This is a genomic window from Mesorhizobium sp. M7A.F.Ca.MR.245.00.0.0 (assembly GCF_003997415.1).
In the GTDB taxonomy this organism is placed as follows: Bacteria; Pseudomonadota; Alphaproteobacteria; order Rhizobiales; family Rhizobiaceae; genus Mesorhizobium.
In genome coordinates this window covers 341,517-362,514 of sequence record NZ_RZTE01000002.1, presented here as the reverse complement: position 1 = coordinate 362,514, position 20,998 = coordinate 341,517, and the positions used below count along the sequence as shown (strand labels likewise).

22 protein-coding genes are annotated in these 20,998 nt (G+C 62.8%); 10 read left to right on the top strand and 12 right to left on the bottom strand.

Translation table 11 applies throughout. The features are described from left to right. Positions 1-62 precede the first annotated feature (62 nt). A complete protein-coding gene (locus EOB80_RS04805) occupies positions 63-971 on the top strand; it encodes an alpha/beta hydrolase (RefSeq protein WP_127326827.1) in 909 nt (302 codons plus the stop codon). A 10-nt stretch (positions 972-981) separates the two neighbouring features. Here the strand turns inward: EOB80_RS04805 and EOB80_RS04800 are convergent, their stop codons facing one another. Next, positions 982-1,908 (bottom strand): DMT family transporter, encoded by a 927-nt coding sequence (locus EOB80_RS04800; protein WP_127326826.1) that lies wholly within the window; start codon positions 1,906-1,908, stop codon positions 982-984. Here EOB80_RS04800 and EOB80_RS35960 point away from each other — a divergent pair. Next, positions 1,887-3,002 carry an MBL fold metallo-hydrolase gene (locus tag EOB80_RS35960; RefSeq protein ID WP_348629496.1) on the top strand — a complete coding sequence of 372 codons (1,116 nt, stop codon included), beginning with the start codon at positions 1,887-1,889 and terminating at the stop codon, positions 3,000-3,002. The two genes, EOB80_RS04800 and EOB80_RS35960, sit on opposite strands and share 22 nt — an antisense overlap. A gap of 60 nt (positions 3,003-3,062) precedes the next feature. Here the strand turns inward: EOB80_RS35960 and EOB80_RS04785 are convergent, their stop codons facing one another. Next, the gene (locus EOB80_RS04785; protein ID WP_023809763.1) at positions 3,063-3,668 is read right to left on the bottom strand and encodes an NADPH-dependent FMN reductase; all 606 of its coding nucleotides are present in this window, start codon (positions 3,666-3,668) and stop codon (positions 3,063-3,065) included. Between the two features lie 89 nt (positions 3,669-3,757). On the opposite strand from EOB80_RS04785, the gene EOB80_RS04780 reads away from it, so the two are divergent. Next, the gene (locus EOB80_RS04780; protein WP_024504168.1) at positions 3,758-4,126 is read left to right on the top strand and encodes a helix-turn-helix domain-containing protein; all 369 of its coding nucleotides are present in this window, start codon (positions 3,758-3,760) and stop codon (positions 4,124-4,126) included. Positions 4,127-4,276: 150 nt separating this feature from the next. On the opposite strand, the gene EOB80_RS04775 is transcribed toward EOB80_RS04780, so the two are convergent. The 3 genes from EOB80_RS04775 to EOB80_RS04765 all read right to left on the bottom strand — a co-directional run bounded on the left by EOB80_RS04775 (position 4,277) and on the right by EOB80_RS04765 (position 6,144). Next, positions 4,277-4,480, bottom strand: coding sequence for a hypothetical protein (locus tag EOB80_RS04775; protein WP_127271958.1), 204 nt, complete (start codon positions 4,478-4,480; stop codon positions 4,277-4,279). Between the two features lie 117 nt (positions 4,481-4,597). Beyond that, a complete protein-coding gene (locus EOB80_RS04770) occupies positions 4,598-4,993 on the bottom strand; it encodes a hotdog domain-containing protein (protein WP_013530049.1) in 396 nt (131 codons plus the stop codon). A gap of 209 nt (positions 4,994-5,202) precedes the next feature. Next, the gene (locus EOB80_RS04765; protein WP_127326824.1) at positions 5,203-6,144 is read right to left on the bottom strand and encodes a phosphoribosylaminoimidazolesuccinocarboxamide synthase; all 942 of its coding nucleotides are present in this window, start codon (positions 6,142-6,144) and stop codon (positions 5,203-5,205) included. Positions 6,145-6,347: 203 nt separating this feature from the next. Here EOB80_RS04765 and EOB80_RS04760 point away from each other — a divergent pair, with 203 nt between their 5' ends. Genes EOB80_RS04760 through EOB80_RS04750 form a run of 3 tightly spaced genes read left to right on the top strand, consistent with a single transcriptional unit; the run spans position 6,348 to position 10,086 of the window. After that, positions 6,348-7,964 (top strand): GMC family oxidoreductase N-terminal domain-containing protein, encoded by a 1,617-nt coding sequence (locus EOB80_RS04760; protein WP_127326823.1) that lies wholly within the window; start codon positions 6,348-6,350, stop codon positions 7,962-7,964. Next, positions 7,961-9,172: a mandelate racemase/muconate lactonizing enzyme family protein gene (locus tag EOB80_RS04755; RefSeq protein WP_127326822.1), complete on the top strand. Its 1,212-nt coding sequence runs from the start codon at positions 7,961-7,963 to the stop codon at positions 9,170-9,172. The genes EOB80_RS04760 and EOB80_RS04755 overlap by 4 nt, the downstream gene beginning before the upstream one ends. Further along, complete coding sequence (locus EOB80_RS04750; protein WP_127326821.1) at positions 9,169-10,086, top strand: NAD(P)-dependent oxidoreductase; 918 nt, start codon at positions 9,169-9,171, stop codon at positions 10,084-10,086. The genes EOB80_RS04755 and EOB80_RS04750 overlap by 4 nt, the downstream gene beginning before the upstream one ends. Positions 10,087-10,165: 79 nt before the next feature. Here EOB80_RS04750 and EOB80_RS04745 read toward each other — a convergent pair whose 3' ends face one another. After that, complete coding sequence (locus EOB80_RS04745) at positions 10,166-11,104, bottom strand: diacylglycerol kinase family protein (protein WP_127326871.1); 939 nt, start codon at positions 11,102-11,104, stop codon at positions 10,166-10,168. Positions 11,105-11,817: 713 nt separating this feature from the next. On the opposite strand from EOB80_RS04745, the gene EOB80_RS04740 reads away from it, so the two are divergent. The 3 genes from EOB80_RS04740 to EOB80_RS04730 all read left to right on the top strand — a co-directional run bounded on the left by EOB80_RS04740 (position 11,818) and on the right by EOB80_RS04730 (position 14,060). Next, a complete protein-coding gene (locus tag EOB80_RS04740; RefSeq protein ID WP_127268292.1) occupies positions 11,818-12,252 on the top strand; it encodes a hypothetical protein in 435 nt (144 codons plus the stop codon). Between the two features lie 6 nt (positions 12,253-12,258). Then, positions 12,259-13,389, top strand: a complete 1,131-nt coding sequence (locus EOB80_RS04735) for a hypothetical protein (RefSeq protein ID WP_127326820.1) — start codon at positions 12,259-12,261, stop codon at positions 13,387-13,389. 149 nt (positions 13,390-13,538) lie between these two features. Beyond that, on the top strand, positions 13,539-14,060 hold the full coding sequence (locus EOB80_RS04730; protein ID WP_127326819.1) for a hypothetical protein: 522 nt from the start codon (positions 13,539-13,541) through the stop codon (positions 14,058-14,060). A 27-nt stretch (positions 14,061-14,087) separates the two neighbouring features. Here the strand turns inward: EOB80_RS04730 and EOB80_RS04725 are convergent, their stop codons facing one another. From EOB80_RS04725 to EOB80_RS04710, 4 genes are all read right to left on the bottom strand, one after another. Then, entirely contained in the window at positions 14,088-14,618 is a 531-nt protein-coding gene (locus EOB80_RS04725) for a dihydrofolate reductase family protein (protein WP_127326818.1), read from the bottom strand. A 94-nt stretch (positions 14,619-14,712) separates the two neighbouring features. Next, positions 14,713-15,345: a hypothetical protein gene (locus tag EOB80_RS04720; protein WP_127326817.1), complete on the bottom strand. Its 633-nt coding sequence runs from the start codon at positions 15,343-15,345 to the stop codon at positions 14,713-14,715. A 15-nt stretch (positions 15,346-15,360) separates the two neighbouring features. Continuing rightward, positions 15,361-16,983, bottom strand: a complete 1,623-nt coding sequence (locus EOB80_RS04715; RefSeq protein ID WP_127326816.1) for an FAD-binding oxidoreductase — start codon at positions 16,981-16,983, stop codon at positions 15,361-15,363. 234 nt (positions 16,984-17,217) lie between these two features. Continuing rightward, complete coding sequence (locus EOB80_RS04710) at positions 17,218-17,460, bottom strand: DUF1344 domain-containing protein (RefSeq protein ID WP_027039358.1); 243 nt, start codon at positions 17,458-17,460, stop codon at positions 17,218-17,220. Between the two features lie 442 nt (positions 17,461-17,902). Here EOB80_RS04710 and EOB80_RS04705 point away from each other — a divergent pair, with 442 nt between their 5' ends. After that, entirely contained in the window at positions 17,903-18,397 is a 495-nt protein-coding gene (locus EOB80_RS04705; protein WP_127326870.1) for a DUF2314 domain-containing protein, read from the top strand. Between the two features lie 17 nt (positions 18,398-18,414). On the opposite strand, the gene EOB80_RS04700 is transcribed toward EOB80_RS04705, so the two are convergent. Beyond that, the gene (locus EOB80_RS04700) at positions 18,415-19,365 is read right to left on the bottom strand and encodes a hypothetical protein (protein WP_245466242.1); all 951 of its coding nucleotides are present in this window, start codon (positions 19,363-19,365) and stop codon (positions 18,415-18,417) included. Positions 19,366-19,719: 354 nt separating this feature from the next. Continuing rightward, the gene (locus tag EOB80_RS04695; protein ID WP_127326814.1) at positions 19,720-20,748 is read right to left on the bottom strand and encodes a CapA family protein; all 1,029 of its coding nucleotides are present in this window, start codon (positions 20,746-20,748) and stop codon (positions 19,720-19,722) included. Positions 20,749-20,998 lie beyond the last annotated feature (250 nt).

Below are 20,998 nucleotides of genomic sequence, written 5' to 3'. Positions count from 1 at the left end.
GGGATACGTGGTGTCAAACCCATAGCACCGCCAGGTCGGCGCGGACCACTGGGAGAGAGAGGATGTGCAGCAATCGTTACAAGACCTACCACGAAACCATCAATGTCGACGGCCTCGACATCTTCTACCGTCATGCCGGCGACCCCGGCAGACCGGCAATCCTGCTGCTGCACGGATATCCGACTTCGTCGCACGTCTATCGCAATGTCATCGAACCGCTGGCGGAGACAGCCTATGTGGTGGCGCCGGACCTGCCCGGTTTCGGCTTTTCGTCCGCCCCTTCCATCGATGCCTATGACTACACGTTCGAGAACCTGGCCAACACGATCGAAGCCTTCGTCGAGGCCCTCGGCATCCAGCGATTCTTCCTCTACATCACTGACTTCGGCACGCCTGTCGGCTACCATCTCGCCACACGGCAGCCGGATCGCATCCTCGGCCTGATCGCGCAGGACAGCAATGCTCATGACGAGGGGCTGGGACCGGAATGGGACGCGCCGAAGGCATTCTTCGCCGAACCGACTGAAGAAAACCGCGCCAAACTGCCGGACTGGATGAATTTCGAGGGGACCCGAAACCAATATATCGGCGGTCTCCCCGAGCGCCTGAAGGTGTTGTTTCCGCCCGAGGGTTGGTATCTCGATACGGAGCGCCTGGCGAGGCCCGGCAACACCGACATTCAGTTCGAACTCTTCACCGATTATGGCTCGCACATCGCCCGCTTCCCGGCCATCCAGGCCTATCTCCGCGACCAACAGCCAGCATGCCTCGTGCTGTGGGGACGGCACGACGCCTTCTTCGCGCTGGACGAGATCATGGCCTACAGCCGCGACCTCGACGCAGTCGAAATCCATGTCTTTGAGAGCGGACACATGCTTCTCGAAACGCATCATCGCCAATGCGCGGCTCTCATCGCTCACTTCATCCACGAGGTGGAGACTGGGGTATTTCGCGAACCTGCAGGGCGCTGAACGTCGGCGCTCAAACCGCCATTTCGATGGGCTCGGCAAGCCTTGGATTGGCCCGCGCGGCGATCAGGCAGCCGGCGACGATCAGGCATGCTCCGGCCAAGGTGGTCCAGGTCGCCTCCTCGCCGAAGAAGAACCAGCCGAGCGCGACCGCCCAGATGAAGGCCGAGTATTCCGTCGGGATCAGATATTGCGCTTCGGCGCGGGCGTAGGACCAGCTCATCAGGAATTGCCCGGCGAGCGACAGCACCGTCACCCCGGCCAAAGGAAGCCACAGATCGGTCGGCAGGGCGACGGCGAGCCAGGGTGCCGCGAGGCCGAGCAGGATGGCAACGCAAAGGTTCTGGAACAGCATGATCTCGATCGGCTTGGCCAACTGCGCCTGTTGCCGGGCGAGGATGAGATTGTAGCCGTAGAACACCGTCGATACGAGCACCGCCGCCGTGCCGAGCATGGCGTCTTGCGAATAGTCTGCCTTCCCGAACTGGCCGGCCATGATGATGGCGACGCCGGCAATGCCGGCCAACGATGCCCAGACAGCCTGGCGCCGAATCCGTTCGCCCAGCAGTAGCGCGGCGAGAAACAGGGCAAACAAGGGCGCCACGAAACTGAGCCCGATCGCCTCCGCGAGCGGCAGCCTGGCCAAGCCCCAGAAGAAGGATATCAGGACGACGCCGACAACCGCGGCACGCAGCGCATGCAGCCTCAGCACCGGAACGGTTGGCTTTAAGCGCGGCCCCGCCAGCCAGGCCGCGCCCGCGACCACGGTCGCGACCACGCTGCGCCACAGCAAGGTGTTGTAGACGCCGACCGCGATGACCAGGATCTTCATCGCCGCATCCATCCCGGACAGCAGGAAGATCGCAAGCGCGCATACGAGCACCGGGATCATCGGGGAAACGGCGCCGGTCAGGCTGGATGTCTTCACGGTTTCACTCATGTAACGGAATGCAGCCGGATATATCAGGGCAAAGGGCGCGACCAGATGGCAGTCCCGTCGATGTAGCAGTCCACCCCGATTGGCATCGTGTTCGCGGCTGTCGCGACATCCGGATATCAGCACCATACCGACGAGTTGGACGAGGCGGACCGCCTCGCCGACTGCATCATCCGGTCACGGCAGGCGACGCACGCACACATGGCATAGATCGAATTGACGGGGCGGGTTGCCGACGCGGCTGGCCCGTCGCATGTTGTCGATTGTTTACAGACGGATCGGAAAAAATGCGCCGCATAGCTTCAGGCGACCTTTATCAGACCTACGATCTTGGTGATTTGCGCATCACCTCCTTGCGCGATGGCTATGTCGACATGCCGATCGGACGGCTTCGGCAACGCGGCGACAAGCCATTTGGCGATGAATTGCCGCAACAAGTCGCGTTGGTTGCTGGTCAACTCAGGCTTTCCGTCAATGCCTTCGCGATTGACGATGGAAACGGGATCATCCTGATCGATACCGGCGCCTCGAACGCCTGGCATCCCACCATGGGCCGACTTCCCGAGGCGCTGGACGAAGCTGGCATCGATGCCGGACGAGTCCGTACCGTCTGCTTCACCCACACGCATCTCGACCACATCCATGGTCTTGTGCTTGCCGACGGCCGCGACGCTTTCCCGCGCCTGACGCGCTTGCTCGTTCCCGCGGAAGAGCTCGGCTTTTTTCGCGCCGAAGCGCGGCTCGAACGATTTCACGGCATGGCGGAACCCTTCGAAGCCGGAGACCGTATCGGGACACATGTCGACATTGTCGACGCTCATGGCCATGAAGCGGGACATAGCTGCTTTCGCGTTTCGAGCGGCGGCGAACGCGTTCTGATTTGGGGCGACACCGTTCACGTCCCATCGCTTCAGTTCGATCGACCTGAGGTGACGTGGGAATTCGACGCCGATCAGGACCAGGCGCGCGAAAGCCGGTTGCGGTTGCTGGCGCTTGCAGCCGACGAACATTGTTTCGTTGCCGGCGCGCATCTGGATTCGCCCGGCATCGGCCGCGTCGTCCGATCCGGCGCCAGCTTTCAATTCGAGCCGCTATAATTGAAAAAGGGCGACGCAAGCGCCGCCCCGGATCCTTGGGAGGATAACTCGAATTGGCGGTCAGGCCGCCTTGACTTCCTCGGCAACGGCGTCGGCCTGACGCGCTGCCTTGAGCACCTTGGCCCACCACGCAACATCGTTGACCAGCGCGGTGGCGGCCTGGTTCAGATGCTCGAGGTCTTCCAGCTTCTTCTCGCCCTGGCGGACGGCGAGGAAATCGCCCCAGGCGATGTGGACGGCCGACTTGACCGGCGCCATCTGCAATTCGACGGCATACAGTCTAAGCTGTTCGACGGCACGCGAGCCGCCGACACTTCCATAACCGACGAAGCCGGCCGGCTTCTTGTTCCATTCATTGGCGGCGTAGTCGATGGCGTTCTTCAGCACGGCCGTCGGGCCATGATTGTATTCGGCGGCGGTGAAGATGAAGCCGTCGAATTCGGCGACCTTCTTCTGCCAGCGCTGTGCCACTTCGTTCTGCGACGGCGCCCAGGCGGAGGATGCGACCTCGTCGAAGAACGGCAGCGGGAAGTCGCGCAGGTCGACGATCTCGACGTCTATGTCGGCATGCGACTTGGCGATTTTGGCGATCCACTGGGTTGGCACATCGGCGAAACGAGCGGCGCGCGTCGATCCGACGACGATGGCAATTTTGGGTTTGGACATAAGGGCTCTCCTTGCACGAAGTACTGGTATCATTTGGATACCTGCGCTATATGAGATACTGCAAACGCGATGCACAAGAAGGCACTTTTTTGTTACCGAGGCACCCACACCGCTCCGAAGACTGCCGCGCCATCTCGGAAATCCTGCAGCGCGTCGGCGACAAATGGACCGTTCTGGTCGTCGGAAAGCTGGGCGACGGACCGCTGCGTTTCAACGAATTGCGCGCCGCCGTCGGCGGCATCTCGCAGAAGATGCTGACCACCACCTTGCGCGGGCTGGAGCGTGACGGCTTCGTCACCCGCACCGTGTTTCCAACCATTCCACCGCGCGTCGATTATGAGCTGACCGAGCTCGGCCACGAGCTGCTGATCCCCGTCAGCGCACTGAGCGAATGGGCGCGCGCGAACACCATGCGCGTCAAGGCGGCGCGCGAAAAATTCGACGGCGCCCGCGTCTGAAACCCTTGCGCTGCAAGGGATTCAGACGCGCACGCAACATCCGGCTTGCCCGATCGGAAATTCTATCTCGGCTGCGCGTATCGTTGCCCGAATGCACGCGCCGTTTTGGCTGGCGGATTGCCGCTCATGCCGTCCCCTGACGGCTGCCGCTCAGGCTCCTGATGCGCGGACATCGCATCGCGCGGCGCCACAGCTATCACACCGTGCGCCCTGCTTGCCGGGAGCCTGTTCCCCATGCGTGCAGGCACTGCGCGAGATGTCTTCCTTCACCTCCGCATAAGCGGTCACGCCGAGCAGGCAGGTCGTCGCGACCAGGGCTGCCACGAGCCAACCGTTCAGCAGATGTTGACGCATTGTCTCTCCTCCGATTGCAGCAGGATCGGGCACTGAGGCAACCATTGGATGTCACGAAACAGGTCCGCCACATGGCTCCAGTTACAAACGGCCATGCGTGGGAGAAGTCGGCTTTCGTCAGCCTTCGGCGGGAACCGCTTTCGGCTTGCCTTCGCCATCCAGCGCCACCATGACGAAATCGGCATGGGTGACCTTTTCCATCAGGTCGGAGAGGTAGCGCTGCGCCCAGGCTTCGACCTTGAGCGTCATCGAGGTGCGGCCGACGCGCTCGACATGGGTGTAGATGCACAGCGTGTCGCCGATCTTCATCGGCTTGGCGAAGGACATTTCCTTGACCGCCGCCGTCACCACGCGGCCCTTGGCGCGCTCGGCGGCGCGGATGCCGCAGGCCAGGTCCATCTGCGCCATCACCCAGCCGCCGAAAATGTCGCCCGCCGCATTGGCATCCGAAGGCATGGCCAGAGTGCGCAGCGTCAGATCGCCAAGCGGCCGTCCTTCAGCGTAGTGCACCATGCGAGAAATCCTTGTGAGCTGATGATCATCGATCCGTATCGCCGCTGCAGGACCAGGTCAACGCGCCGCAGCTGCTGTTTCCTGGCCTCCATGGCCATAAGCTAACCCTGGCATTCGCGCGGTTGCGCCTGATTTCCAGCGGCTTCGGGTTTTGGAGTGGGGGTCGACTGCGCGACTTAAGACCAGGCGTTAGCTGAGAGGGGCACCTCTCAAAAATAACCTGCAAGGTTAGCTCTGATGCGATCCAGCACGCTGTCCCCGGAAAGGTCCGGCGAGAATTCCTTACCCGTGATCGCCTCATAGGCCTGCGCGTAGACCCCGGAAGCCTGTTCGACGATCTCGTCGGGTATTTTGGGGATCGGGTCGCTGTAGGGATCGCAGCGCGCCGAGACCCATGAGCGGATGAAATCCTTGTCGAAGCTAACCGGCCGGCTGCCGTCGGCAAGCGCCTGTCCGTAGCTCGACGCGATCCAGTAGCGGCTGCTGTCGGGCGTGTGGATTTCGTCGGCAAGAATGATGGTCCCGTTCTTGTCGGTGCCGAATTCGTATTTCGTGTCGGCTAGGATCAGGCCGCGCTCAGTGGCGCGCTGCTGGCCGCGGGCGAACAGCCGCAAGGCGTAGTCCGATACGGTATCCCACTGCGCCTGCGTGAGAAGACCCTGCTCGAGAATCTCGGCTTTGGACAGCGGTTCGTCATGGCCGCCATGCGCGGCCTTGCTGGTCGGCGTGATGATCGGCTCCGCCAGTCTTTCATTGTCGCGCAGGCCATCCGGCAGGCGGATGCCGTACATGTCGCGGTCACCGCGCTTGTAGCGCGTCAGGATCGAGGTGCTGGTGGTTCCCGCCAGATAGCCGCGCACGACGATCTCGACCGGCAGGATGTCGAGCCTTGTGCCGACGACGACGTTCGGGTCGGGGTATTCGAGAACATGGTTCGGGCAGATGTCGGCGGTTTCCTCGAACCAGTACCGCGCCGTCTGGGTCAGGATCTCGCCCTTGCAGGGGATCGACGTCAGGATGGTGTCGAAGGCACTGAGGCGGTCGGTGGCGATGATGATGCGCCGGCCATCCGCAAGGTCATAGTTCTCGCGGACCTTGCCGCTGTAGTGGCCCGGCAGTTCGGGAATGAACGCGTCAGGAAGGGTCCGCATATGATTTCCTGCCTTCCGCAGAGTGGCCGATCCCATCGCATAAGCTGTCGCCCCGGTGCATATCAAGCGCGATTGTCGGGTATCCCCGCAAACTCGACCAGTTCGGCGGTCGCTTTTTTCACAACTGATGCCGGAAGGCGCGGCGACTTGGGAGCGCCGCCGCGTCTAGGCTGCAGCCAATTTTCCGGAGCCGCCGCATCATCATGCAGACCTATGATTTCATCATCGTCGGCTCCGGCTCGGCCGGCTCGGTCCTGGCCGAAAAACTCTCGGCCTCGGGACGCTTCTCGGTGCTGGTGCTGGAGGCCGGCGGCACCGACCGCCGCTTCTACGTGCAGATGCCGCTCGGCTACGGCAAGACCTTTTTCGATCCCGACGTCAACTGGAACTACAAGGCCGAGCCGGACCCGGGCCTCGCCGGCAATGCCGATCACTGGCCGCGCGGCAAGCTGCTCGGCGGTTCGAGCTCGATCAACGCCATGGTCTGGATCAGGGGCGCGCGTGAGGATTTCGATGCCTGGGCAGCCGCCGGCAATCCCGGCTGGGGCTATGACGATCTGCTGCCCACCTTCAAGGCGCTCGAGGACAACCAGGTCGGCGCTGACCGATGGCGCGGTGTCGGCGGCCCGCTGCATGTCACAGACTGTTCTAACGCCGTCCACCCGCTGACCAGGCGCTATCTCGCCGCCGGCCAGCAGGCCGGCCTGCCGCTCAACCCGGATTTCAACGGCGCCGCCCAGGAAGGCGTCGGCATCTACCAGATCTCGACCCGCAATGGCCGCCGCATGTCGGCGGCGCGCGCTTTCCTGCGCCCGGCGATGAAGCGCGGGAATGTCCGCGTCGAGATGAAGGCGCTGGCGACAAAAATCCTGTTCGAGGGCAAGCGTGCCGTCGGCGTCGAATACCAGCAGAACGGCGAGATGAAGACGGCGCGTGCCGGCCGCGAAATCATCCTGTCGGGCGGTTCGATCAACTCGCCGCAATTGCTGCAGCTGTCCGGCGTCGGCCCTTCCGCCCTGCTCAAAGGCCTGGGCATCCGGATGGTCCACGCCAACGAGAATGTCGGCGCGCATCTGCAGGACCATGTCGGCATCAACTACACCTTCAAGGGCAAGCTGCCGACGCTCAACCAGACGCTGCGCCCCTGGTGGGGCAAGCTGCTGGTCGGCATGCAGTATATCGTGACCCGCTCCGGCCCGCTGTCGCTGTCGATGAACAATGCCGGCGGCTTCTTCCGCACCGACCATGCGGCGACGCGGCCCAACATGCAGCTCTATTTCCAGGCCTTCTCGACCGTCATTCCCAAGAGCGGCGAGCGCCCCATCCTGACGCCCGACCCATGGCCGGGCTTTTCCATCGGCCTGTCCAACTGCCGGCCGTCGAGCCGTGGCGAGATCATGATCCGCTCGGCCAATCCGCGCGACTACCCCAGGATAACGGCCAATGCCTACTCCACCAATGCCGATGTCGAGGAGATGCTGGCGGCGGTGAAATTCGTGCGCAAGATCGCCTCGATGCCTGCCATGGCCGAGATCATCGAGGAAGAGGTTTTGCCCGGTCCCTCGATCACCTCGGACGCCGATCTGGTCCAGGATTTCCGGAAGCGCTCGGGCACCGTCTATCATCCGGTCTCGACCTGCCGCATGGGGCCGGATCCCGCGCGCGCCGTCGTCGACCCGCGCCTCAAGGTGCATGGTCTGGAAGGTTTGCGCGTCATCGATGCCTCGATCTTTCCCGACAACATCACCGGCAACACCAACGCCGCCTCGATCATGACCGGTTGGAAAGGCGCCGAACTGGTTCTGGAGGACCAAGAATGAAGATCACCGACGTCAAGACCTGGGTTGTCGGCAATCCGCCGCCCGGCATCGGCGGCAAGTATTTCATCTTCGTCAAGCTGACCACCGACGGCGGCGTCGTCGGCTATGGCGAGGCCTACAACGCCACCTTCTCGGCCCATGTTACCGCCCGGATGGTCGAGGACATGGCCGAGCGCTATCTCATCGGCCGCGACCCGCATGACATCGAGAATTTCTTCCGCCGCGCCTATTCCTCCGGCTTCACCCAGCGCCCCGATGTGTCCGGCATGGGCTGCTTCTCGGCGCTGGAAATGGCCTGCTGGGACATCATCGGCAAGGAAGCCGACAAGCCGGTCTATAAACTGCTCGGCGGCCAGGTGCACGAAACGCTGCGTTCCTACACCTATCTCTATCCGCACAGCGGCAGCGTCCATTCCGAGGATGCGCACGGCAAGAACGTCTACAACGATCCAGATCTCGCCGCTGCCTGTGCGCTCGAATATGTCGAGCAGGGTTTCAATGCCGTCAAGCTCGACCCCGCCGGCCCCTACACCGCCTTCGACGGCCATCAGCCGCGCCTCGTCGATATCGACCTGTCCACCCGCATGATCAAGGCGATCCGCGAGGCGGTCGGCACCCGCGCCGACATCCTGTTCGGCACGCACGGCCAGTTCACAGCGTCCGGCGCGCTGCGCATGGCGCGCGCCATCGAACCCTACGATCCCTTGTGGTTCGAGGAGCCGGTGCCACCTGATATGCCTGAGGTCATGGCCCAAGTGGCCCGCGCGACCTCGATCCCGATCGCCACCGGCGAGCGCCTGACGACCAAGTTCGAGTTCGCCCGCGTCATCGAGAACCGCGCCGCGACCATCCTGCAGCCGGACCTTGGCCGCTCCGGCGGCATCCTCGAGACCAAGAAGATCGCGGCGATGGCCGAGGCCTACCACATCCAGATCGCACCGCATTGCTATTGCGGACCGATCGTCGGTGCGGCCAACATCCAACTGGCGGTGACGCTGCCCAACTTCCTCATCCTCGAATCGCTGAAGCAGTGGGACGGTTTCCACGCCACGCTGCTGAAGAAAAAGATCGAGTGGCAGGACGGCAAAATCATCCCCTCGAAGGAGCCCGGCCTCGGCGTCGAGCTCAACGAGGCGGTCTGCGAAGCACACCCTTACACGGGCAAGGACCTGCATCTGCAGATGCTGCAGACGCCGCTGACGCCGTGAGCGAAAGCTACGCCTTCATCGGCCTTGGCCACCTCGGCGGCAACCTTGCCGCCAGCCTGATCCGCAACGGCTTTGCCGTCACGGTCTTCGACCGTGATCCCGCCGCCGTCGAGCGCCTGGTGGCGCTCGGCAGCACCGCAGCGAGCAGCCCGGCCGAGGCCGCCGCACGGGCCGGCAACGCAATCTCCTGCCTGCCCTCTCCGAAGGTGAGCGAAGCCGTGCTGGCGGGCGCCGATGGTCTGCTGGAGGGCCTGCCCGCAGGCGGCACCTGGATCGAGATGTCGACCAACGGCCGCGACGAAATTACCCGCCTCGCTGCCCTCGCCTCGGCCAGGGGCGTCGAGACGCTGGAATGCCCGGTCACCGGTGGCGTGCATCTGGCGGCGGCCGGAAAGATCACGGCGCTGGTCGGCGGCGATCCTGCGCTCTACGAGCGTCATCGACCGGCCATCGAGGCGATGTGCGCGAAGTCGTTCCTGATGGGTCCGGTCGGCTCGGCGGCGGTGATCAAGGTGATCACCAACATGCTCGCCTTCATCCATCTCGTTGCCGCCGGCGAAGCGCTGATGCTGGCCAAAAAGGGCGGGCTTGACCTCGCCCAATCCTACCACGCCATATCAGCCTCCTCAGGCAACAGCTTCGTCCATGAGACCGAAAGCCAGCTCATCCTCAACGGCTCCTACGACATCGGCTTCACCATGGACCTGGCGCTGAAGGACCTCGGCTTCGCGCTCGCCATGAGCGAACAGTCCGGCGTGCCGCTTGAGCTGGCATCGCGCGTCAACGCCATTTTTCAGCAAGGCAAGGCCGCCTATGGCGGCGGCGCCTGGTCGACCCAGATCGTCAAACTGTTGGAAGATGCCGTCGGCACCGACCTGCGCGCACCTGGTTTCCCGGCCAAGCTCGAACTCTGACGCCGGCTGGATATCAAACGATTTCAGGGCGTTGGCTGGATCGGCGGATCCATCTGAATCAATCTATCAACGGCTTGATTCAGTATCTGAGCGTCAATGCACCGGGCAGGATCTCGAAGGTCGCGGGTATGCGTCCCGGCGACTCGCCGTCTATGTCGACCAGCGCGCCGTTCTTTTCGACATCGCCGAGCGGTTCGACCACCACTTTCCTGCCGCGCAGGATGGTGATCGCAGGATGATTGCGATGCTGGCCGCCATAGAGCAGCCGGATGTCCCAGATCAGCTTCAGCTTGCCGGCCGCGCGCAGGATGACGATGTCGAACTGCCCGTCGGTCAGTTCCGCATCCGGCGCGATCATCATGCCGCCGCCGAAGAACTTTCCGTTTGCCACCGCCACCAGCGCCATGCGCGCTTCGACGGGGACGCCGTCGTCGACCGTTATGCTGACCTCCTGGAAGCGGTAGCGGATGAACTCGACCACGGTGCGCCACAGGAACAGCGCCTTGGCCGACATCCTGCCCTTGCGCTTGTCGGCATTGACGGCGCGGTCAGTGGCGCCGGAAAGCCCCAGGCTGGCGATGTTGATGAAATGCCGGCTGGCCAGCGCGCCGTGATCGTCGACGTAGCAGATGCGTCCGGCATCGACCTTGCGGGGCTTGGCTTCGGCGATCCGCTTCAGCACGGCATCGACCTTTTTCGGCAGCCCTAGCCCACGCGCGAAATCGATGCCGGTGCCGCATGGCAAGAGCCCAAGCTCGGTGGTCCGGCCGCTTTCCCTGGCCGCTTGCAGCAGCCCGTCGGCCACTTCGCTGGCGGTGCCGTCGCCGCCGGCCGCGATCACCAGGTCGAAGCCAATCATCGCGAGATCGATTGCCAGCCTTTCGGCGTCGCCTTCCGCTTGCGTCTCGCGCAGTTCGAATTCGCCGAAATGCTTTTTCAGCGACACGGCGACATCAGGCCAATGCCGTTTCAGCCGGCCCCCACCGGCAATCGGGTTGAGAACCACTCCAACTTTCAAATACCCGCCCTCCCCGGCGCCGGACATGCAGGTCCGATCCTTTGCCGGCATTGAAGACCGCACCGGGCGGCAGGGCAAGGCCGAATGTCCGCCGATGAGGCCCATCGTGGCGGACAGGAAAATTTCGTTATCCAGCTTGATCCCCGATAATCCCGTTATCCACAGGCCTCCGGCCATTCCCCAGGACCCTTACCCGGCGTACGTTAAACCCATCTCAGGCGGCTACCGATCATCAAGCCGAAAGGCAAAGTGAAAGGCGGATTTCCTGAGGCCCGTACGGCCCGAAGCGAGAGCAGGCTTGCCTGTTTTGAGGGACGGAGCCGAGACCTACGGGGCCGCGGAAAGCGTGCCAACGCCTACGGCGGACCGATGCTGCCATGAAGGACGGCAAAAGCCTTCGATGGTGCGCAGGGCAAAGCCCGCAAGGGTGGAGACCGGCGTGGTCCCGAACGGACGCTGCTCTCGGGCGGCGGACTGGCAGGACCGTCAAAATCAAGGCCGGCAAGGCGCGACGACTTTACGGAAGTTGCTGCCGCGACCGTGTCCTGATCTGACAGGGAGGCGCTGGGAGAAATCCTGGCGCCGACTGCCTTTTTGCCCCTCGATATCCTTCGCCGGCGATCTCGCGGGCGCCGCTTCACCGCGCGCCAAAATCAGTTAGTATCCCAGCGTCAGAGTCTGTTTTCAGGCGGACTCTTCGAGGGGGACACTTCATGACGCTCATCCAGAAGCTTGCCGTCGCCTATGCCTTCCTGTTCTTCGGCGTCGTCGCCATCGGCTACATACCGGCGTTCAACGACGCCGACGGCAATCTGTTCGGCCTGTTCTCGCTGCAATGGTATGACGACCTGCTGCACGCCTTCTCCGGCGTCTGGGCATTGGCCGCCGCCTTCATCTCGCACCGCCAGGCGGTGTTCTATTTCAAGCTGTTCGGTTCGGTCTACCTGTTCGACGGCGTGCTCGGGCTGATCACCGGTTCCGGCTGCCTCGATGCCGGTATCTTCATCAACGGCTTCCGCTCCCTCAACGATATCGAATTCCCGGCCCGCTTCTTCGCCAACCTGCCGCACCTCGTCATTGGTGGCTTCGCCGTTTATGTCGGCTTCCGGCTGGCCAGGCGCATACACGAACACTTCGCCACGGCCTGATCGGGCATGTTCCTGTTCCGCTGGCTGAAGCGCATCATCAAGACGATCCTCTGGGTGATCGTCATCGTCATCCTCATCCCGATCGCCGGGCTGAGCTACGGCTTTCTGACGACGTCGTCGCTCGACAAGACGCCGCTGCCCGGCATTGCTGACGGCGCGCCGCCCAAGGCGCTGGCCGACAAGGTTCGCGCCGAGATCCCAGGCTACCAGCGGCCGGAGGAATCGACCTTCCTCACCTATCCGGAATGGGCGATCGTCTACGCCGCGCGCGAATATGCCGGCTTCGTCGACAAGGACCAGCCGAGCGGCTTCCCCTACTGGTCCTATGTCGGCCGCTTCTGGCAGGACTACGCCATGGTCATCCGCGCCAGTTCTCCCTATAAGTTCAACTACGCCAACCACCAGATGCTGGTCATCATCGGCACCAGCCACTCGATCGAGCATATATTGCAGTGGGCCTATGAGAACACGGTCGGCCGCATCACCGAGGCGACGACGGCCAAGCGCACCGCCGCCGACATCTATCAGGCCAAGGTGGCGGCGGACTATGCAGGGTTTCTCGACCAGGTGCCCTGGTATCAGTTCCCCTATGCCGACAAGCGCGCCGGCCTGTTTGCCGTGCAGCCGGCGGCGGGCGATAGTTCGATCCGCACCAGCGAACGCAAACTGGCCTTCGGCCTCGCCGACACCATCAAGCAGGGCTATGCCGACCTGATCACCAAGGCCCTCGCTGCCACGATGGACCCCGCCTTGCTCGACATCCATGTCTGGGCCAAGGGACCCGTCGGCGAAGCCACCCGCAACGAGCCCGACACCTTGCTCGAACGCGACATGGGCGCTGACGGCACCATCTTCGTCACCAGGCGCTATCAGGTCTTCACCGAAATGATCCCGCGCCTGATCGACAAGGGCGTCTCCTTCGTCGAGATCGGCGGCAATGACGAGATCATGGTCACCGTGCTCTCCACCGATACGATCGCCATCCCCGAAGGCATGCGCATCCTGTTCAGCTATCCGCTGCCGGCCGACCCGGCGATGCGCCGCACCGATATGATCGTCGCCGTGCGCAAGCTGCATCTCGTGCTGCCGGCGCTGATCAAGGCCGGCGCCAGGCTTGAACACGTCTACGACTACTGAGGCCTTTCGGCCACGCCCGGCCAGGATCATGCATTTCCTGCGCTCCGCCACGCCCATTCCACAATCGCGGCCAAATCCCGCCTTGTTCGCGCGCGAAGGAATGGGAAGAAATGAATGGGCTGCCGGGGGCATCTCGAAGGGACAAGACCGTGATCAAGACCGCCCTTGTCGCCATGACCATTGTCGGCTGCGACTGCGACGCCAAGCTTTGCGAATATATCGGCGAGACGCCGGCCAAATGGTCGACCGTCGCCGAGTGCGAAGCGGCGATGAAGAGCCAGATGCTGCACGAGCGCAATTTCAATTATCCGCTCGTCTCCGGCATCTGCCGCACAAAGGGTTCGTCGTCCTCCTCGCAGCTGGCCGCGACCGCATCGCGCCCGGAACTGAAGCCCGCCAATCGGGTCGTCAGGACCGAAAGCCCATTGCCGCCTGAATTGAGCCACCGGCCGAGCGTTTCGGTCGGTTCACCGACGACCGCCATGGAAGCGGATGCCGCCCGGCCGGTCGCCTATGAACAGGTGGTCGACGGCGGAACCGGTGTGCTCTATCGCACCAAGAACGGCTACGCCGTGGTCAAGACCGATCTCGGCCGCGCCGCTTCGGCAACCGCCGACGCCGCGAAACGCTCCGTGAACTGGCTGGCCGGGCTGGTGCCGAAGGGGCTGTAGGCCCGCCGGCGTTTGACGGCCGCGTGATCAGGCAGGCACATAGGTCAACCTGATCACGTCGTCGCCTATCAGATCGCTGGCCACAAAGCGAAGCGGCGGCCGGGGGCCGGCGAAGAATGGCTTGCCCTGACCAAGCACGAACGGGTGGAAATAGAGTTGGTACGCATCGATAAGACCAAGGTCGGTCAGGCTTCGTGCCAGGTCCGGTCCGGAAACTGAAATCTCCCCGACGAGCTCAGCCTTAAGCCCACCTATCACCGCCTCGACGTCGTCCGCGACAAGTGTGGCATTGGGGCCGACCGACTTCAGCGAGCGCGACACAACCCATTTCGGTTGGCTCCGCCACGCCGCCGCGAATTCGTGCGCCTCCGCGTTCCACTCAGGACTGTCTTCGTCCCAATAGCGCATGACCTCGTACATGCCGCGACCGTACACACTGCCACTCAAATTGCGCACTTGCTCCATCCAGTGACGAAAGATTGTCGGGCCCGACGGCATTTTCTGGTGGTCGACGTAACCGTCGAGGGACTGGTTCATTCTGAAAATGAGCTTCGCCATGCTGCAGGATCTCCACATCCGGATCGTCAGAATAACTTGCGCCGCCGTTACGCAAAAGTGTTGCCCCAACCGAAATCCAAACCGAGACACGACCCTAGTCCCGCTGCAACTTGACTTTCAGGCTCTGCCAGAACTTGTCGATGAGCGGCTTTTCGGCCGCTGCATCCTCGCCGGCAACGCGGGTGATGAACAACAGCCCCCGATCGGCAACGCCGAAGCCGACGATCTCGAAATCGGCGGTGTCGGTGCGTGTCTTCACCTCAGCGTGGATGCCGGTCAATTCCTTGCCGTCGGCGAGTTTACGCGTGGTCGGCTCCTGCGTCAGCGTGGCGCCGGCCAGCACCGATTCCTTGGTCATCTCCTGCAGCATCAGTTGGTTAAGCGACACCGGATTCATCGCGCCATATTCCTGCACCACGACGATCGTGCCGAGAGCCGACGCCATCAGATACTGCGTGATATCATCGCCGAGATCGGTCTTGGTCACCGAAATGCCGCTGGGATGGACGAAGGAAAAATCGCTGCCGGAAAAGGTAGCGAAGTCGTTGCGTTCGAGCGTCACCTTGCTCCGCTTGCCGCCAGGCAGGGTCACGTCTGCGCTCTCGCCGGGATCGATATCGACCGTCACACCGTCGATGGTCAGCTTGAAGGCCTTGAGATCCTCTGCTCCGGCAGGGCCAGCGCACAGCGCAATGAGGATGAGTGCCGCGGCTGATACCTTGCGCATGAAGTCTCCTAAAGTCTACGCCACCCCGCTCAGCGCCTTGATGGCACGGTAGAAGGTCGAGGAAAACAGTTCTGTCGGGTCATACTGCCGCTTCGCCGCCAGGAAGGCCGGCAGTTCGGGATAGGAGGCCAGCAGCTCCCTGGCCGTGTAATGCAGCTGGTAGGGCAGGAAGAACCGGCCGCCATGCTTGATCGTCGCGTCGATCAGCGCCCGGGTCAGCGCCCGCATCCTGGCATTGCCGTCGGCATCGGTCGGCTGGTTGATGTAGAGCACCAGCGAATAGGCCGGCTCCGGCGCGTAGGTCAGCGCCACATCCTCCTTGTGGACGATGCGCACCGAAGCATTGAGCACCGGCAGCGTCTGGTCGCGCAGGATCTCGCGCGCTTCCGCGATGAATTCGACATAGGCGGCACGTGGAATAAAATATTCGTGCAGGATGTCGGTCTCTTCCATCTGATCGTTGAAGAGATAGGGCACCGAATCGTGCATCGGGTTGTTGCGGGTGACGAGACAGGCCTCGCCCTCGGCCATGGCTGAGGTGCGCGCCACCGTGCAGCTTTCGAATTTCGGCTCCAGCGTCTTTTCGGTGAACCACTTCAGTTCCTGGAACAGGCTGCCCCATTTCGCCAGGTTGATAATCACCCGCTTCAACCCGACCGATCCCGGCTCGCCGATCTCAGGCTGATCCGCCGGCGGCTGCTCGGCCACCTTGTCGTAACGGTAGACGATCATGTCCTCGAGGAAATTGCCGGGCGCCGTCGACAGATGGCCGTAGAACAGGCCGATATCCTTGTTCGGCTCCAGCACCTCGGCGAAGAATTTCGGAAAATCGTCCGATCTGATGATTTCGCGCGAGGTGCGGTAGACGGCGTTGTCGACGATATCGAGCGTCGCCTCCAGCACCACGCCAAACAGGCCGTAGCCGCCGACGACGTGGCGGAATAGCTCGGTGTTCTCGGTGGGCGAGCAGGTCGTCACCGAGCCGTCGGCCAGCATCACTCGCATCGAGCGGATCGAGCCCGCCACCGAACCTGCCTGGTGGTCCATGCCGTGCGCATTGACCGACAGCGAGCCGCCGACCGAGAAGATGTCGGTTGATTGCATGGCCTTCACCGCAAAGTGCGGATGCAGAAGGTTCTGGATGTCGTGCCAGCACGCGCCCGGCTGCAAGGTCATGGTCTTCGCCGCAGCATCCACGGTCACCTTGTTGAACTTTCTGAGGTCGAGTACCAGAGCGTTGTCGTCGAAGGCATGCCCGCCCATCGAATGGCGGATGGCGGCCAGTGAGACTTTCAGGCCATTGGCATGCGCGAAGGCCAGCGCCTTGGCGATGTGCTCGTCCTCGCTGACCTCGACGACGCCGTAGACCGGCGTCCTCGACAGGCCGCTGGCATCGTTGATGTCGCCGCCTTTTGCCGACCAGGGCAGCGACGCATCGAAGGCCGGCGCATTGTCCGGCAGCTTCAGAGGCAGCGGGAAGCCGTCTATATCGGCTATCCGTCCTGCGTTCTTTGGGCCCGAAGGCCCGCGCGCCAGCCGCGCCACCGTGTTGCCGCCCCACAGCATCGCGCCGCCGACGACAGCCGCACCCAGCAGCAGTCGCCGCGACAGGCGAAACCCTTTTTGTTCGTCGGCCATGAATATCCCCCGTTGGCCAAGGGATAGCGCGGCTTTTTGGCAAAAACCATAGCGATGCCGCCGGACAGCGTTCCGCCGGTCGTCCCTGGGGTCCAGCCGAAAGATCTTATCCAGATAGCCCGGCATCGAGAGGCGACGGATGAAAATGGCCGATCCTCGTAGGGACCGGCCATGAGAGTGGAACAGGGTTTGAAAGTTCGGTCAGCAGGTCTGCCGACGCACGATGCTCTCGCCTTACGAGGCCTTCTTGATCGACGTCACGATACCGGTCTTGTCATCGACGGTCACTGCTACCTTGGCGCCGACCTTCAATTTGCCGACCGCCGCTTCCGGCGATAGCTGGTAGATCTTGCCGTCGTCGAGGGTGATCGACTTGGTCGTCGGGTCGACGGCCTGGATGGTGCCCTGAACGGTCGCGGCATAGGCGGTGCCTAGGAAGGCGAGCAGAGCGGCGGTGGTTGCGAGGGTCTTCTTCATGGTAAGCACTCCGTGCTGTTTCACTTTCCGGACCGCCGCCTTGGGAAACGACAGCACCGGACGGCCTGAAACTGGAACGGAAAGCGCTCCCTCCGCAAATCACGTTGGGTGAATTTTCGCAAACAATATCATAGGCTTAATTCCGACACATTGTCTGCGGCCAAGATCATTTCAGGCCGCTTCGGCTCCCCCAATGGCGCACTTCTGTCCACGAAAAGAGTCGTTTAGCCTAGATGTGGCGGGCGGTTTCGATCACGGCGCGGCCGCCGCAATCCGCCTCGGGCGGCATCACGAAACAGACTGCCGACCGGTCTTCGGTACACATTTTGTTTCATGGATCAGTTCAAAACCGCCACTCCAAAGCGGATCAAAACTCGCGCTCCGGTTGCAAATCGGGAACGGATGCAGGATGGTGCGTCGTTACGATGAAGGGGGGCCTTCCATGAAGCTTGCAGTCCGGGCCATGATATCCCTGATGCTCGCGCTTGCTCCGGGATGGGCCGGCGCACAAGGCGCGGATTCGGGCGACGACAAAACGGTTATGTTTGCCAGGGACGATCCCGACATGGCGGTAGCGACTGCGAAGGCGCATGCCAGCTTGGATGAGTTCCTGGCCCTGGCCGAAGCACCGCCCTCGGGCACGGACAGGTTCAAATTGAAGGTCGAGGTGCGCGATGGGAATGTCCGCGAGCACTTCTGGGTCATCCCGTTCCGCCGCACGGAAACCGGCTTCGTCGGCATATTGGCAAACCAGCCGGAGGCAGTGCGCAATGTCGTCCTCGGCCAGACTATAGAATTCACCAGGGACGATGTTTCCGACTGGGGATACAGACGCGACGGGCGGCAAGTCGGCAGCTTCACCGTCTGTGTGATGTTCAAGAGAATGTCGAAGGATGAAGCGGACTATATGCGTGACAACTCCGGTTACGATTGTTGATCGTATGCTCGGCCGGACTAGCTTGCCTCGTCCCTCCCGCCGATCTTTCGCACCAGCGCCGCCGTCGCCAGCATCGCGCCCATGTCCGATATCATCGGCGCGACATGCCTGCTGTAGTCGAGCGGCACCGAAATATCCGGCAGTTCGAAGAAGTTCTTCGTCTGCGGCAGCAGCAGGAACCCATCGCTGCCATTGAGCGCGACACGGGCCGGATCGTCGGGCCAGGTTTCGCCAAGCCATTTCAGCGCCTGCGCCAGCCGGCCGCTCACCAGTGGCTGTGCCGCTCCGAGATTGTCGGTGCGGAACTCGTAGGCGGCATCGAGCAAAGCATCGCCACTGGACAGCTCCTGCAGCTTGCTGGCGAATATGCCGCGAAAGAAGCTGATGACGGCGTTGGTCCGGCGCGTCGCCACCAATATGCCGGGGAACGGCGCGATGGTCTCGAAGGCGACGATGACGCCCTGGAAGGCGGTCGACGAGCCCTTGCCCGACCCTTCCCGCAGATGCGCCTCGTAGAGTTCGAACGGAAACCCTTCGTAGCGGCCCGCGACGATGTCGTCGAACGCCTGGCGGTTGAACGGACCAACCGCCGTGCGCGGCAACCGGTCGAAGGAATTCGGCGTCACGCCATGCTGGTAGCGCATGTCGGCGATGAAGCCGAAGATGATCGGCAGCAGCGTCTCGCGGAACGATTGCTGCAGCCGCGTCGCCGGTTTCCTGGCCTGGAAATAGAGCAGGATCGAAGCCGCGAAGCCGATCACATAGAGAAATACATGTGGCGTCGAGACCCATTGCTCGTTGGGGTCGGCGACCTTGTTGAACAGCCACGCGACCAGCACCACGGCCACCAGCACCAGCCCCACGAACACCGGCACCCGCCAGCGCACTTGCCGGACCGCCGAGGCCCTCGCCGCTTCATAGGCCTCTATGTCTTTCCGGATGCCGGCGATGACCGTTTCGCTCGGCATGAAATCCGCTGTTTCCACCGCTACCCCCGCAAGCCTCGACAAATTCATGATAGCTGGTTTTGTTCGATGTATCGACTGCAGTGCCTCTTCAACAAATGTCCACGCCTGATTACCACGTGGTTCCCCCAATCCGTCGCTGCTTCGCAGCGCCACCTTTCCCCCCTCCGGAGGGAAAGGAAAGGAGCGTTGCTGGACGAGCGCTGACGGCAAAAGCTTGGCGCCTTTCCTCTACCCCGTCGATCGGGGGAGAGGTGGATCGGCGAAGCCGAGACGGAGTGGGGGTCGACCAGCGCCGCAAAAGACAATGCATGCGCCAGCCATGGACCCATAGGCAACGTCTCGTCGCTTGCAGCACTAAGGAAAGACCGCTTTCAGTCGCCCCTCGACCTTGTCACGCACTCGGCCCTCCAATGCCTCCACCACCACCAGCCGCTCACGGTCGCCGGCGCGCAGGCGCATGAAGGGATGCAGCCGGTAAGACGCGATCGTCCCGCGCGTGCCGGCATCGGCACTGACATCGACAAGGAGGATAGAGCCGATGCGACCCGGCCATGGCTGGCGGGCGAAGGCGGTGCCGAGGAAATCGCCGAGCCCATAAGCGACCACCGTCTTGTGGATCCTTTCCACCGGCTGCACGACATGGGCGTGATGGCCGGCGATCAGTCCGACGCCCTGCCCGGCCAGCCGCCTGGCCAGAACTCGCGTCTCGGCACGCGGAAAATGCCGGAACTCCCAGTCCCAATGCGGCACGGCGCAGAGAAGGTCCAAGCCAGCGCGCGGCCAGCCCGCCGGATCGCTGTCCATCGAAACGCGCCCCGCAAACAGTTTTTCATCGGCGTTGCGCCACAGCGTGAAGGCGGCAAAGCCTACATTGAGCGATCCAACCTGCACCGGCACAACCGGACCGTCGGCGGCCAGGCCGATCGTGCGGATGCCGAGCCGCAGCAGCGCCGCGATTGTCTCGTCGAAACCGGCGATGCCCTGATCCAGCACATGGTTGTTGGCCAGCGACAGCACGAGCTTTTCTCGCGCAATACCAACCGCCGCCAACGCCTCGGCCAGAAACAACTCGCTCATCGCATGATGCGTGCCGAGCCTTGTGCCCAGCGCCGCGCTTGGTCTATCCACCACAGGGCTTTCGCAATTGCCGATCACCAGATCGGCCGCGCCGAGCAGCGCCTTGATCGCCGGATCGCAGTCCGGCGCACCGCGATTGGCCACCGCTGAGATGTCGCCGACGAACGCCAGCCGCACCGTCTGCCTTGGCGCTGAATCGATCAGCGTTTCCGCAGTGGGCGAAAAGTCTTGCGCGTCGCCGGCCAGCGATGGCTTGAGAAAACGCGGCAGCCAGGACAGCTTGTAGGAAAGCGGATAGTTCGACACGCGATGCCCAATTGTTTGCCCTGTGTAAACCGTCCTCGCGGCGGGTTGAAGCGCAGCGTTGCAAATGGTGTATATTTGCGCGGCGCGACAAATATTGGGGGGGAAAAGATGACACGACTGGCAGGCCTGCTGACATCCGCTTTCATTTTGCTCCTGCCGCTGTCTTCCGCGTCGGCGGCAATGCCCGAAGCGGCCACCCGACTGTTCGAGGCGAAGAGCGTGGCCGCGCGCGACGCTGCCCTGTCTATGC

What these genes read in the sequence shown, in the direction of transcription:
- EOB80_RS04805 (WP_127326827.1), top strand. Translation starts at nt 63, where the DNA reads ATGTGCAGCAATCGTTACAAGACCTACCACGAAACCATCAATGTCGAC.
- EOB80_RS35960 (WP_348629496.1), top strand. Translation starts at nt 1,887, where the DNA reads ATGTCTTCACGGTTTCACTCATGTAACGGAATGCAGCCGGATATATCA.
- EOB80_RS04800 (WP_127326826.1), bottom strand. Translation starts at nt 1,908, where the DNA reads ATGAGTGAAACCGTGAAGACATCCAGCCTGACCGGCGCCGTTTCCCCG.
- EOB80_RS04785 (WP_023809763.1), bottom strand. Translation starts at nt 3,668, where the DNA reads ATGTCCAAACCCAAAATTGCCATCGTCGTCGGATCGACGCGCGCCGCT.
- EOB80_RS04775 (WP_127271958.1), bottom strand. Translation starts at nt 4,480, where the DNA reads ATGCGTCAACATCTGCTGAACGGTTGGCTCGTGGCAGCCCTGGTCGCG.
- EOB80_RS04770 (WP_013530049.1), bottom strand. Translation starts at nt 4,993, where the DNA reads ATGGTGCACTACGCTGAAGGACGGCCGCTTGGCGATCTGACGCTGCGC.
- EOB80_RS04765 (WP_127326824.1), bottom strand. Translation starts at nt 6,144, where the DNA reads ATGCGGACCCTTCCTGACGCGTTCATTCCCGAACTGCCGGGCCACTAC.
- EOB80_RS04760 (WP_127326823.1), top strand. Translation starts at nt 6,348, where the DNA reads ATGCAGACCTATGATTTCATCATCGTCGGCTCCGGCTCGGCCGGCTCG.
- EOB80_RS04755 (WP_127326822.1), top strand. Translation starts at nt 7,961, where the DNA reads ATGAAGATCACCGACGTCAAGACCTGGGTTGTCGGCAATCCGCCGCCC.
- EOB80_RS04740 (WP_127268292.1), top strand. Translation starts at nt 11,818, where the DNA reads ATGACGCTCATCCAGAAGCTTGCCGTCGCCTATGCCTTCCTGTTCTTC.
- EOB80_RS04735 (WP_127326820.1), top strand. Translation starts at nt 12,259, where the DNA reads ATGTTCCTGTTCCGCTGGCTGAAGCGCATCATCAAGACGATCCTCTGG.
- EOB80_RS04725 (WP_127326818.1), bottom strand. Translation starts at nt 14,618, where the DNA reads ATGGCGAAGCTCATTTTCAGAATGAACCAGTCCCTCGACGGTTACGTC.
- EOB80_RS04720 (WP_127326817.1), bottom strand. Translation starts at nt 15,345, where the DNA reads ATGCGCAAGGTATCAGCCGCGGCACTCATCCTCATTGCGCTGTGCGCT.
- EOB80_RS04715 (WP_127326816.1), bottom strand. Translation starts at nt 16,983, where the DNA reads ATGGCCGACGAACAAAAAGGGTTTCGCCTGTCGCGGCGACTGCTGCTG.
- EOB80_RS04710 (WP_027039358.1), bottom strand. Translation starts at nt 17,460, where the DNA reads ATGAAGAAGACCCTCGCAACCACCGCCGCTCTGCTCGCCTTCCTAGGC.
- EOB80_RS04705 (WP_127326870.1), top strand. Translation starts at nt 17,903, where the DNA reads ATGAAGCTTGCAGTCCGGGCCATGATATCCCTGATGCTCGCGCTTGCT.
- EOB80_RS04700 (WP_245466242.1), bottom strand. Translation starts at nt 19,365, where the DNA reads ATGCCGAGCGAAACGGTCATCGCCGGCATCCGGAAAGACATAGAGGCC.